Source organism: Sulfurospirillum sp. UCH001 (assembly GCF_001548035.1).
GTDB lineage: Bacteria > Campylobacterota > Campylobacteria > Campylobacterales > Sulfurospirillaceae > Sulfurospirillum.
The window spans coordinates 1,287,990-1,301,183 of the sequence record NZ_AP014723.1; the positions used below are offsets into that span (position 1 = coordinate 1,287,990).

Here is a 13,194-nt window from a genome sequence, read left to right on the forward strand (position 1 = left end):
AAGGGTAGCGACAGAGTTTGTCGCTACACCTTAATACTGCAGAAGTGCTTTTTTCTCAAAAACATTCCATCCACACTCTAGCCATAAACGGGCACTTTGATTAAAAAGTTCACTCTGTAATGTTGCTACTTTAGCTTTCGCACTGGCCAGATTTGCAATGGCACGGCTGAGTTCATCTGCACTAATAAGTTGGTTATCGAAGCGTCCTTGTGTGAGATGGGTATAGGATTCGCTCGCTTTGGCTTCTAGAAGCGCACTTTGGAGTTTTGCTTCAAAGGTTTTGAGTTCAAGTCCAGTATTTTCTACCTCTAAGCTCACTTGTTGTTTATACTCTTCTAGATTGAAAAAAGCTGACATTTTAGCAGCTCTTGCGGCATCGATAGCATGAGCATCACTGAAGCCATTAAAAAGATTCCATGATGCGCTGATGCCTACATAGCTTTTATCGGCATTGGTATAGCCATCGCCATTGAGCTCTAAAGAGTCTCCTTGACGTTTGGCAACGCCTACAAGGGCAATATTAGGATAATTTTTACTTTTTGCAAGTTCTATAGTGCTTTGCGCTACATCAATGGTTTTTGCCATCGCTTGTAGATCTTCACGCTCATTAAGTGCTATCGTTGTTACTTCACTCAGCTCTGGAGTATCAAACGCTTTGAGTGAGGTGGATTGTACGGTTTCAATTTTGGTATTGAGAATGTAAGAGAGTTGATTAAGAAGTTGTTGTCTCTGATTTTGGTGGTGGAGGATTTGTGCATCAATGTCATATTTTTTTGCCTCAATAGCGTAGAGTTCGCTTTGTGCTAAAAGACCATTGTCATAAAACCCTTTAGCTTTTTTATACGATTGATTGATAGCAGATTGTGAACTTTGAAGCGCTTCTATCACTTTTTCTTCTGCGATGATGGTACTATAAAGCTGTGTAACATGCATAGCAAGGTTTCGTTTGAGATTGGTCATTTTTAGAGAAGCTTGTTCACTCTCCAGTTTGGCTTTATCGATGCTCGCTGAAATAGCAAAGCCCGTAAATAGGGGGTAACTTAAAATAAGTGCGCCTTCAAGATGTTTACGTGTTCCGACATTTGCTGTTGTTGCTGGAAAGGAAGGCAGATGCAGTGACATATTGGGAATTTCATTAAACTCAATAGCACTGAGCGTTGCATCAAGAGAAGGAAGGTTCTTACCTTGTGCGGCAAGATAGAGTGACTGGGATGCACTCTCTAACTCTTTGGCACTTTTATAGCTGTTATTTTTTTCAAGTAAATTCAAAAGCTCGGTATACGTTTGTGCACTAAGACACAAAGGCAGAAGAAAAAGGAGTAAATGTCGCATGAAACGTCCTTGCGAAAGATCATGATTTCAAAATTTATAGTATTGCTTATCCTATTAATTTGCTCTTAATTAGGTAAAAATATAACAAATAAGTTATATAATAAACTACTCTTCATCCAAGGAGCGTGTATGTTAGAACAAATTAAACAGTATCGTTTAGGTGTGGCTATCTTAGCCTTGGTCGTCATTGCATTAGGACTCATCGTCAATAAACTGAGTGCTCCTACATTAGCCGCCAATCTGGTGCAAGGTTCAGGTCGTATGGATGGCGATTTGATCAATCTTAATGCTAAGTACGCTGGGCGCATTGCATCTTTAAATATAGAAGAAGGGCAGCGTGTATCGGTAGGGCAGAGTATTGCTGTGCTTTCAAGCGAAGAGTATGAGGCACAAAAAGCCCAAATTGAAGCGCAAATCACTGCGAGAGAACAAGAGCTAAGCGCTAAAGAAACGGAGCTAGAGATTGCTTCTAAAACCATTCCTGAAACACTCTCAAAAGCAAAAGCAAATCTTTCCATTAAAAATCATCAGCGTGAAGAATTAAACAAAAGTATTGCTTCACAAACGAGTGTTCTTTCACAAGACAAGCGTGATTTAGAACGTATGAAAAATCTTTATGAGCAAAATCTTATTGAAAAACGACAAGTTGAAGTCGCAGCTTTGAAACATCAAACCAGTAGTGATCTTCTAGCAGGCTTAGAGCAAAAACGTGAGCAGATGAATCAGCTCATTCGTGTTGCTGAAAGTGAATTGATAGAAGCAACTGCTCATCAAAAAACATTGTATGCCATGAGCCAAGGGATTGAAGCGTTAAAGTCCTCTCTTAAAGCTTTAAAAGCTTCAAAAACTCAAATAGAAGCAGTCTTAAATGAGATGACACTGCGCTCATCTATCGATGGAGTAGTCGTGGAAAAAATAGCCAATCAAGGTGAAGTTATAGGGGCTGGAAGTGTTGTTGCGACCTTGCTCGATCCAAACTCACTCTATCTTAAAATTTTCATCGATACCAAGCAAAATGGAAATCTTCATGTGGGGAATGATGCAGTCATCTTTTTAGATGGAAAACCCAATGAAGCCATTCCTGCGAAGGTTATACGTATAGAACAAAAGGCAGAGTTTACTCCTAAAGAGGTCAGTGTGCCCAGTGATCGTATACAGAGAGTTTTTGCTCTGCACATTAAACCACTTTCTCCTCAAACAACCCTAAAACTGGGTATTCCTGCTGTGGGTGTTGTCTCTATGGATGGAAAAGGGTTACCAAAGAGTTTGAAAAACGTTCCAGAATGAGACCATCATGGAATTGAATGTTGAAAATGTCAGGGTTTATCATAAAAAAAGCTTGGGAATTGAAAACGCAAGCTTATCTGCAAAAGAGGGCGAAATCATTGGGTTTATCGGTGCAGATGGTGCTGGGAAAAGCTCACTGATTCACGCCATTGCAGGGGTCATCCCTTTTGAAGGTAATGTCACATTCGATGGTGTGACGTATCATTCTCCCAAAGAAGCGGAACCACTCAAATCTTCTATTGGTTTAATGCCTCAAGGTATTGGACTCGTACTTTATGATCTGCTCTCTGTTGATGAACATTTACGTTTTTTTGCCAATATTCACAACATCAAACAAGATGCGGCATTTGAAGCCTATAAACTACGTCTTTTAAAAATGGCGGGTTTAGATGCTTTTCAAGATAGACAAGCAGGTAAACTCAGTGGTGGTATGATGCAAAAGCTCTCACTCATTTGCACCTTATTGCATCGTCCAAAATTGCTTCTTTTGGATGAACCAACCACAGGTGTTGATCCACTGAGCCGCATCGAGCTTTGGGAAATTCTGGATGAAATACGCAAAAGCGAAGGAACCATTTCGATCATCAGTACAGCGTATATGCAAGAAGCCGCAAAGATGGATAAGATCTTGCTCTTTGATGAGCAAGAGATCATCGCACAAGGTACGTCAAGCGAACTTATAAACTCTGTTCGCTCTATGAGTTATATTGAAAATGTTCAAACAAAAGAGTCTTGTATTCATACACTTCATGCAACCTATTGTTTAGCTCCATTAGAAGCTGAACACATTGAGCCAAGCCTTGAAGCACTCTTTTTTGTCAATGCCCTTCAAAAGGGCAGAAAAATGCCACTGATTGAGATAACACCAAAAGAGCAAACGATTGATCTACCTAATATCGTTATGGAAGCAAAGGGGCTTACCAAGGTTTTTGGCAGTTTTGTTGCGAATGAAAATGTCGATATGACACTCCATAAAGGTGAAATTTTAGGCCTATTAGGAGCAAACGGTGCAGGGAAAACGACGTTCATCAAGATGCTTTTAGGGCTTTATCCTATTGATGGGGGAGAACTTACACTGCTTGGAAAAACCATTCAAACGCAAGAAGACCGACAAGCTCTTAAAGCGAGCATTGGTTATGTCAGCCAGCATTTTGCTCTGTATAATGATATGAGTGTAGAGGAGAATTTACTCTATTTTGCCTCTATGCGAGGCATCGCTTTGGATGTTGCAAAAAGTCGCATTTCTCGTTATGCCCTAGAATTGGGCTTTGATGAGTACTTAAATGCTATGCCTCATGAGTTGCCTTTAGGAATCAATCAGCGTTTTTCTTTGGCTTCTGCTTTGTTGCATGAGCCTGTTATTTTATTTTTGGATGAGCCAACCTCGGGCGTAGATGCTATCGCAAGGGCTAAATTTTGGGAACTACTTAAAGCACTGAAAGAGCGCTGGGAAATTTCTATCTTAATTACCACACACTACATGAGCGAAGCAGAGTTTTGTGACCGTGTTGTTCTACTCAAACAGGGGAAAAAGATCGCCGATCATGCCCTTGAAGAGTTTTACGCAAAGCATCCTCATGCAAAAAGCTTTGAGGAGATTTTCTTGGAGTACTACCGATGAAACTAGGTGTTGTTAAGGCGTATGTACTCAAAGAGCTGACAGAAATCATACGATCACGGCTTATCATCATGGTTTATCTCATGCCAACCATGGTACTCGTACTGTTTGGATATGGCATCCGTATGGAAGTTACGAGTGCGCGTACACTTATCATTGACAATGACCAAAGCCACTACTCACAGCTTCTCATCAGTAAATTTGAACACTCCAAATATTTTGATGCAACGATTGAGAAAAGAGGTGAAGAAAAAGCACTGGATGAAATTCATAAAGCAAAAAGTGACATACTCATCATCATCCCTGAGAGCTTTGAAAAACGTCTTTTACATGGGCAAAGTACACAAATCGGCGTGTTTGTGGATGCTGCTTTTCCGATGCGTGGCTCAACCATGGAAAGCTATGTGAAAGGTGTCGTTTTAGATGCTGCAAGTGAGATGTTAGAGCGCTTAGGCGGAAAGATGCCTACTATTAGTATCAATCAGCGAACACTCTTTAATCAAGCTATGCGCGATGAAGATGCCATTGTTCCGGGGCTTATTGGCTTAGTGTTACTCATTGCTCCTGCTATCTTAGCGGCTTTATTGATTGTGAAAGAAAAAGAAAAAGGGACAATTTTTAATTTTTATGCTTCGCCTGTTTCAAAAGGTGAGTTTATCGCCGCAAAACTCATCCCTGTTTTCTTGCTCCATTCTATCAATATTTTCATTTTGTTTTTATGGGCAACCTATCTGTTTGAAGTGCCATTTCGTGGGAGTTTTTTGCTGTATTGGTTGACATCAGAGCTGTATTTGATCATTAGTCTTTCGATTGGTATGATTATCTCCATCATTACACGCACACAAATTGTAGCAGTGGTTTTAACAGTCATTGTTACCATCATCCCAGGGTTTTTATATTCAGGTATTTTGATGCCTATCTCTTCTATGGTTGGTGTTTCACGCTATGAAGCCCATATTTTCCCTGTAATGTACTACAATCATATTCTTTATGATGTTTTTTTAGTCGGAGAAGGGTTAGCATCTTCTAAAACAGAACTTTACATCTTCATCTTGGCGTTTTATGCGTTTACTATGCTCACCCTTGGCAGTTTCTTGCTTAAAAAGGAGCTACGATGAAAGTCTTTTGGGCAGTTGTGGGTAAAGAGTTGCTCAGTTTTATACGTTCATGGCAACTTGTTTTTGTCGTTCTTTATGCTTTTAGTTTTGAAGTCTACATCGCAGGCAGTGGCATTGAACTCAAACCTCGCAATATTGCCGTTGGCTATGTTGATAGTAGTGGAGGAGGACTTAGTTCAAAATTTTTGAGTTATTTTCATGCGCCAGAGTTTTTAGAGCCTATCTTGTTTGAATCTCAAGAAAAACTCTCTCAAGCAGTCTTTGATAAAGAAATTATGGTGGGGCTGGTATTTGATGATACGTTTGAGCAAAGTTTTCGTAAAAATAAACAGACCACACTGCATCTTCTTCTTGATGCAACAGCTGCTTCACAAGCGTTTACAGCTTTGAGTTATTTACAAAACATCGCCATCAACTTTACGGCACGAAATTTTCCTGTAGAGCTTGTAACACACAAACTCTTCAATGAAAATGCAGACAATCACACGTTTATGGCGCTCACGGAGCTGCTCTCCATCGTCACGCTTTTATCGGTCATTCTTACTGCTGTGGTGTTTGTAAAAGAGAAAGAAGATGGCACGTGGGACATTATGCTGCTTATGCCAGTCAATGCAAAAATTATCATTTTAGCGAAGTCCTTTTCGCAAGTGATTATCGTCATGGTAGGGATTGTCATCTCAGTAGGGTTTGTTATCTTTGGTGTGTTTGACACACCCATCAATGGCTCTTTCTTCGCTTTTATGCTGCTTAGTTTTCTCTATGCGTTTACTGGGGCAGGTATTGGGCTTTTTATCGCTGCGATTGCTAAAGATGTGATGCAAGTAGCTCAACTCTCCATTGTCATCATGTTACCTCTTATTTTCTTAAGTGGTGCATGGACGCCCATTTATGCGATGCACCCATGGCTACAAACGTTTTCGCTTATTTCACCACTACGTTATTACATCGAAGGAACGGAGAGTATTTTCTTTAGAGGAACGCCTACATTGGAGCTTTATCCCTATTTTCTAGGGATGACATTGGTTGGAAGTGTTGTGTATATGATAGGATTTCGTAAAATCGGGCGATTGTTTTAACCGCCCAATGAAGGTTAATGTAGAAAGTTTTTAATACCTGTAAAGACAAGTTGTGCTGAAAGAGCAGCTAACACAAGCCCTGTGACTTTACTCAGTACAATAAGCCCTGTACGTCCGATGAGTCTTTCAATATGTCCTGAGAGATACAGTAACAACCCTATACTAAAAATAGCCGATAAAAGCGCACTTGAACCTAACATCAAATCTTCAATGCTATCCATGTCCGCACCCATAACCATCAGCGCACCTACTGTTCCTGGTCCTACGGTTACAGGAATGGCTAAAGGAACAACGGCATGTTTTAAAATGTCTGTTTTACAGGTTGGCTCTGCATTGATCTCTTTTTGTACCAAATCAACAGCTGTTAAGAAAAGAAGCGCTCCAGCACCGATTCTAAAAGCATCCAGTGTGATGCCAAAGAGTTCAAAAATGTATTTACCGAAAAAGAGAATAACAAGACATGTGATAGAAATAGCAAGAGTTACTTTAATGGCAAGGCGCTTTTTATCGCTTTCTTCAACACCTTTGGTCATCGACAAAAAGATAGTCGTCACAAAAAAAGGCGTCATAATAAAAAAGAATTTGACATAAATTGCAAAAAAAGCTGAAAGATGAATCATAGTGCCTCCTTAAAAAGAGTTGGCATTATAGCACTTTTTCAGTTCTGCTTTGGCAGAATGGACTTTATGAAAAAAGAGATACTTTACCTCATTGAATATTTAGCCAAAAGTGAAAGCGCTCAAGAGAGCGCTTTTTATACAGTGTTGATGCAAAACCTTGCTTCGCATGAACTCTATACTCCTACAAAATTTACACATGTACAAATTGGCTCTTTGATGCAACGCCAAGGCATATCTCTGCCCATAACGTTTGAAGAGGGTGTAAAAGCGTTAGACATGGCATTAGACCAAGAGTTGCCAAAACCTTTGCAAGAAGCAAAAAAAACACTTTTTATGACTCTTTTACATGCCAATTTTCCTAAAAAGAAAAGTTTTTTAAGCGTTTCATTGGATATGTTTCTTTCTCAATTAGAGCCTGTAGAAAAAAGTATCTATGAAAATCTTTTAGCCTATATCTCAGGACTTAATCGCTCTCTAGCACTCTTTTTTGTATTGGCAAGAGAAGATGCTAAAGTGTTTACACCTGAGCGTTTAGTATGTTTTGGTGAGTTATTGCATGAAAAACTTTTAAATCTCCTCTTTAACGAAGAAGAGAAGATGCATTTGAGTCAAGGACTTAAAGAATTACTTGGTGTTTATTTGAGTTTATATGGCAAATACCTTTACATGTAGAAGGGAATGTAGATGAAAGATGAAGAAGAAAAAGAACTCAGTTGTGCTGAGTGCGGGACATTGAATTGTCATAAACATGAAAGCCGATATCCTAAGTTTTGTCTTACCACAAATGTCGATGAAGAGATGCTTGAAGAGTCTCTTGAATGCTATAAAGATGAAGAGGGTATTGATAGAAAAATTGCTCTTGCTGCAGCTGATATTGAGGGTGAATACTATGGCAAACTTACGCGCGTAGAGGAAATTTTAGCCTTTGCTAGACGTATTAGTGCAAAAAAAATCGGCATCGCTTCTTGTGTAGGACTAGCTCAAGAGTCTAAAATCTTTGCTGAAATTCTCAAAAACAACGGATTCGATGTTTTCATGGCGATTTGCAAGGTAGGCTCCCGCGATAAATGTGAGATAGGACTGAAAGAAGAGCAAAAAATTCGCCCAAATACGTTTGAACCTATGTGTAATCCTGTACTTCAAGCCAAGTATTTAAACAAAGCCAAGACAGACCTCAATGTCATTATGGGGCTTTGCGTTGGACATGATTCACTTTTTATCAAATACGCAAAAGCTACCACAACCTATCTTGTTGTAAAAGATCGTGTTTTAGGGCATAATCCCGTTGTTGCACTTTATACAACAGGCACGTACTATAAAAAACTGTTAAGTCCAAAAGAGTACTAATCGATTATAGTGTTTTGTATCTATTATGTAAATTTTGATTGAGCGTAGGGAGAAGAGTGGTAATGAAGCTTTGGTTACTATGTATAGTGTTTATACCATTCTCTCTTTTTAGTCTTGATTTAACTCCTGATGAAAAACTTTACCTTGAAAAATTAGGAACGATTAACGTTTGTGTTGATCCAGATTGGGAACCTTTTGAAATGATGGATAAAAAAGGTCACTACACAGGTATTGGAGCAGACCTTTTACACTTAGTGGCACAAAGAGTTGGTATAAATGTTACTGTATTACCGACAAAAGATTGGGATGAAAGTGTCGCATTTTCAAAAGCGGGCAGATGTCAAGTCATCAGTTTCTTAAATCAATCACCTTACCGCGATACATGGCTTCTTTTTACACAACCTCATTTTAGTGATCCTAATGTTTTTATAACAAGAGAAGAGCATGCATTTATTGGTGATCCAAAGGATTTACGAAACGAAAGTATGGTTTTCCCTACTGGTACTGCGATGGAAGAGTTTATACGAAAAGAGTACCCTCATTTTAAAATAATGACAACATCTTCTGAGTTGGATGCTTTTAAAATGGTTTCAAACAAACAAGCAGACATCGCTATGCGCTCTTTAGTAGTTGCAGCATACACGATCAAAAAAGAGGGAATGTTCAATCTTAAAATTGCAGGGCAACTTCCTGATTATACCAATCAATTACGCATTGGAGTCATCAAAACGGAACCAATGCTTCGCAATATTTTAGATAAAGGAGTCGCAACGATTACTTCAGAAGATCGAAATGCCATTGTTAACAAGTATGTTTCCATTAAAGCGCAGTCAGTCTATGATTACCGTTTGGTTATCAAAGTGATCTTTGGTTTTATTTTGATAGGACTTCTTCTTTTATGGCGATACTATGAGCTTAAAAAATACAATCAAAAACTGCTTTATCTCTCCGAAACAGATCTCTTAACCCAGATTTACAATCGCACAAAGATCGATCAAGCATTACATGATAACATCGATACTGCTAAAAAAACACGTGAACCATTGTCTCTTTTACTGATTGATGTTGATTATTTTAAGACAGTCAATGACACGTTTGGGCATCCAGTAGGAGATCAAATCCTAATCGAGATGGTTCAATTAATTAAAGAGAGTATTCGTCGTTATGATATACTTGGGCGTTGGGGTGGAGAAGAATTTTTGATTTTGTGCCCAAAGACAACACAAGATGAAGCGTTAAAGGTTGCAGAACGTATCCAGAAGAAAATCAAAAATGCTGTTTTTACCACACAACAACGTCACAGTGTTAGTATTGGTATTGCTACATTGCGTTTAGATGACACACCTCATACATTCATTTCACATGCAGATGCTGCATTGTATCAAGCAAAAAAAGATGGTCGAGATACCATATCAATTGCTCCTCACTAAATTTTAGACACTAATCTTTACACATCGGTATAAACAAATTTACCAAAAAAAACAATCTTTTCTCTTTTTTAATTAAAAACTCCCATTTTTCTCCCTTTTTCTTGCTATTATCACAGCCAAAATGTCACATTATTATAAAATTAATCTTAATTTAATTATGTAACTTGTACTCTTACGCTTTTTAAAATTTTCGAGATTTCACCCGAAAGAATAAAGTGTTTCTTTGGGGTGATCTCTTTAAAAAATGAATGAGATCAAGATTAATAAGGAGGTGCTCGATGAACGAAAGCAGACGTGGCTTTGTTAAAAAAGCTGCTCTTGTGGGTGCAATTGGTGCAACAGGTGTTGTAAGTGTACAAGCAAGTGCTTCGGGTTCAAAAGGTTCAAACGGAGTGGTAAAAGGTAAATCACCAAAAAAAGAGATTACCTATACTAAAACACAGGCATGGGAAGATTATTATAAATCTGCCCTGTAAAGAAAAGAGAGGATAACGCGTAATGGAAAGTACAACGGCGCGTGCTCTTACTACGACCGTAGGTCGAAGATCATTTTTAAAAATGGTAGCATTGGGAAGCGTTTTTGGCGCGACTTCAAGCTTTGCTAGTGAAAAAGTGACAAGAGCCGCAACAGAGGAAGAGATCAAAGATCCATTTCCTGGAAGTAAAAAAGTAAAAACTATCTGTACATCATGTTCAGTTGGTTGTGGTGTGATCGCAGAAGTTCACAATGGTGTATGGGTTCGTCAAGAAGTTGCTCAAGATCACCCAATTAGCCTTGGAGGACACTGCTGTAAGGGTGCTGATATGATCGATATGGTTAGATCAGAAGTACGCCTTAAGTATCCAATGGTCAAAGAAAATGGTCAATGGAAACGTTTATCATGGGATGAAGCCCTCAATAGAATTGCTAAAAAACTCAAAGAACTCAAAGAAAAAGATGGTCCAGATGCTGTTCAGTTCTTAGGTTCAGCAAAAATGAGCAATGAGCAAGCATATTATTTTAGAAAGTTTGCTGCATTCTTTGGAACAAATAATATAGATCATCAAGCGAGAATCTGACACAGCTCCTCAGTCGCCGGTGTGGCGAATACATTAGGATATGGGTCTATGACAAACTCGTTTGGAGACATCCAAAACGCAAAATCTATTTTTATCATTGGTTGTAATCCAGCGGTAAATCACCCTGTAGGTTTTGGTCATATATTAAAAGCAAAAGAGAGAAATAACGCAAAAATTATTGTTATTGATCCACGTTTTACAAAAAGTGCTGCTAAAGCAGATTATTTTGCACAAATTCGTCCAGGTACTGACATCCCTTTTGTTTATGGTATGTTACATATCATCTTTAAAAATGGTTGGGAAGATAAAAAATACATTGAAGATCGTGTTTATGGTATGGATGAAATCCGTGCAGAAGCTCTCAAATGGACACCGGAAGTTGTTGCGGATGTCACAGGTGTAAGTGCTGAAACATTGATGGAAATTACAACCGTATATGCGAAAAATTCTCCTGGTACGCTTCTTTGGGCGATGGGACTAACCCAACACACTATTGGTACAGGCAATACACGTATTGCTCCAATTCTTCAAATGGCGCTTGGTTACATGGGTAAAGCAGGTGGTGGTACAAACATTCTTAGAGGTCACGACAACGTTCAAGGTGCGACCGATATGGGCTGTTTGGCAGATACACTTCCAGGTTACTATGGCTTGATTGAAGGCTCTTGGAAATACTATGCTCGTATGTGGGGTGTTGAGTATGACTACTTAAAATCACAATTTAAAGATGCTTCATGGATGGGAAAACCAGGCTTTACATTAGCTCGTTGGTGGGCAGGTGTACTTGCTGGAAAACCAGGTGAAGATGCTATTGAAAATGCAGGTACTAACCTAAAAGCACTTGTTGTTATGGGTTGTGGTATTACATCAACTTCACAAAACCTCAAAATTCAACAAGGTCTTGATAACTTAGAGCTTCTTGTACTCGCAGATCCGTTTGTAAACGAAGCAGCTATTTTGACCAATAGAAAAGACAATCTCTTTATCTTGCCAAGTGCAACACAATTTGAGAGCAGTGGTACCGTTTCTGCAACCAACAGAAGTGCTCAGTGGCGTTCTAAAGTTGTTGAACCACTTTATGAGAGCAAAGCCGATCAAGACATTATGTTTGAACTTGCAAAGCGTTTAGGTTTCTATGAGCAATATACCCGTTCAATGATGATGCACCTCAAAAGCGATGGCTACCTTGAGATGACACCAGATAAAAAAACATTCCAATGGCCTGAAGATGCGACAATTGAGATTTCACGCACGCTTAGAACCATCGGTATGATGGGCTGGACACCAGAACGTATCAAAAAACATACCGACAACTGGCATATGTTTGATGAAGTAACAGGTGCAGGTAAAGGCGAAATGAAGGGTGAATTCTACGGACTTCCATGGCCTTGTTGGAGTGTTAAACACGGTGGAACGCCAAATCTTTACAATGTAGATGTTCCTGTAAGTCAAGGTGGTATGGGCTTTAGAAATAACTTTGGCTTAGAAAAAGATGGTGTAAGCTTACTCTCTGGTCATGGTTCAGCTCCAATTGGCTCTAAAGTCGATGGTGGTTACCCTGAAATTACGAAAGAAAATATCGAATCATTGATCGGTAGAAAACTCAGTGATGCAGAAAAAGACCTTTGTGGTGCAAACTGGAAAACATGTACGAGTGGTAAATTGGTTGATTTAGCGCTTGAAGCAGGCTTGACACCTTATGGTAACGCAAAAGCACGTGCGGTTGTGTGGAATTTCCCAGATCGTATTCCACTTCATCGTGAGCCACTCTATTCACCACGTCCTGATTTAGTTGCAAAATACCCAACGTATGCGGATAAAGCAAATCACTTCCGTGTAACAACAAAATATGCATCTATTCAAAAAGAACAAGACTACACCAAAGAGTTCCCAATTGTTATGACAACAGGTCGTTTAGTAACAATGATGGGTGCTGGTTTAGAAAACAGAGCTTCTAAATACATTTGTGCACTCACACCTGAGATGTTCTGTGACATTCATCCAGAACTTGCAAAAAAACACGGTATTCAGAATGGTAAGATGATGTGGGTACACTCACCAGCAGGTACAAAAATCAAAGTTAAAGCGAAGTATTCTCATACTGTTTTACCAAATATGGTTTTCTTACCATTCCACTTTGGCGGATATATGCAAGGTGTAGATATGACGGGTAATTTCCCAGTAGGAACAAAGCCGTATGCAAGTGGCGAATGTGCCAATACGGTAGTTAGTTATGGTTATGACATCATTACGCAGATTCCTGCATCAAAAGCTGGCTTATGCCGCGTAGAGAAAGCGTAGGAGGTT

General features: G+C 39.1%; 11 protein-coding genes. 9 read left to right on the forward strand and 2 right to left on the reverse strand.

Annotation, left to right across the window (positions count from 1 at the left end; translation table 11 throughout):
• Positions 1-30: 30 nt before the first annotated feature.
• Entirely contained in the window at positions 31-1,332 is a 1,302-nt protein-coding gene (locus tag UCH001_RS06470; RefSeq protein ID WP_067175874.1) for a TolC family protein, read from the reverse strand.
• A gap of 129 nt (positions 1,333-1,461) precedes the next feature.
• Between UCH001_RS06470 and UCH001_RS06475 the strand changes: the two genes are divergently transcribed.
• The 4 genes from UCH001_RS06475 to UCH001_RS06490 are packed head-to-tail and all read left to right on the forward strand — an operon-like array spanning position 1,462 to position 6,431.
• Positions 1,462-2,619 carry an HlyD family secretion protein gene (locus tag UCH001_RS06475; protein WP_067175877.1) on the forward strand — a complete coding sequence of 386 codons (1,158 nt, stop codon included), beginning with the start codon at positions 1,462-1,464 and terminating at the stop codon, positions 2,617-2,619.
• A gap of 7 nt (positions 2,620-2,626) precedes the next feature.
• Positions 2,627-4,240: an ATP-binding cassette domain-containing protein gene (locus tag UCH001_RS06480; protein WP_067175879.1), complete on the forward strand. Its 1,614-nt coding sequence runs from the start codon at positions 2,627-2,629 to the stop codon at positions 4,238-4,240.
• A complete protein-coding gene (locus UCH001_RS06485) occupies positions 4,237-5,355 on the forward strand; it encodes an ABC transporter permease (protein WP_067175882.1) in 1,119 nt (372 codons plus the stop codon). The genes UCH001_RS06480 and UCH001_RS06485 overlap by 4 nt, the downstream gene beginning before the upstream one ends.
• Entirely contained in the window at positions 5,352-6,431 is a 1,080-nt protein-coding gene (locus UCH001_RS06490; RefSeq protein ID WP_067175885.1) for an ABC transporter permease, read from the forward strand. The genes UCH001_RS06485 and UCH001_RS06490 overlap by 4 nt, the downstream gene beginning before the upstream one ends.
• Positions 6,432-6,445: 14 nt before the next feature.
• Here UCH001_RS06490 and UCH001_RS06495 read toward each other — a convergent pair whose 3' ends face one another.
• Complete coding sequence (locus UCH001_RS06495) at positions 6,446-7,051, reverse strand: MarC family protein (RefSeq protein WP_067175888.1); 606 nt, start codon at positions 7,049-7,051, stop codon at positions 6,446-6,448.
• Between UCH001_RS06495 and UCH001_RS06500 the strand changes: the two genes are divergently transcribed.
• The 5 genes from UCH001_RS06500 to UCH001_RS06525 all read left to right on the forward strand — a co-directional run bounded on the left by UCH001_RS06500 (position 7,043) and on the right by UCH001_RS06525 (position 13,188).
• Positions 7,043-7,723, forward strand: coding sequence for a hypothetical protein (locus UCH001_RS06500; protein WP_231963982.1), 681 nt, complete (start codon positions 7,043-7,045; stop codon positions 7,721-7,723). The two genes, UCH001_RS06495 and UCH001_RS06500, sit on opposite strands and share 9 nt — an antisense overlap.
• Positions 7,724-7,735: 12 nt before the next feature.
• Positions 7,736-8,398 (forward strand): DUF1847 domain-containing protein, encoded by a 663-nt coding sequence (locus UCH001_RS06505; protein ID WP_067175891.1) that lies wholly within the window; start codon positions 7,736-7,738, stop codon positions 8,396-8,398.
• A gap of 62 nt (positions 8,399-8,460) precedes the next feature.
• Positions 8,461-9,828 (forward strand): diguanylate cyclase, encoded by a 1,368-nt coding sequence (locus UCH001_RS06510; protein ID WP_067175894.1) that lies wholly within the window; start codon positions 8,461-8,463, stop codon positions 9,826-9,828.
• A gap of 278 nt (positions 9,829-10,106) precedes the next feature.
• The gene (locus UCH001_RS06515) at positions 10,107-10,304 is read left to right on the forward strand and encodes a twin-arginine translocation signal domain-containing protein (protein ID WP_067175895.1); all 198 of its coding nucleotides are present in this window, start codon (positions 10,107-10,109) and stop codon (positions 10,302-10,304) included.
• 22 nt (positions 10,305-10,326) lie between these two features.
• Positions 10,327-13,188 carry a formate dehydrogenase subunit alpha gene (locus UCH001_RS06525; protein WP_231963983.1) on the forward strand — a complete coding sequence of 954 codons (2,862 nt, stop codon included), beginning with the start codon at positions 10,327-10,329 and terminating at the stop codon, positions 13,186-13,188.
• Positions 13,189-13,194: the final 6 nt, after the last annotated feature.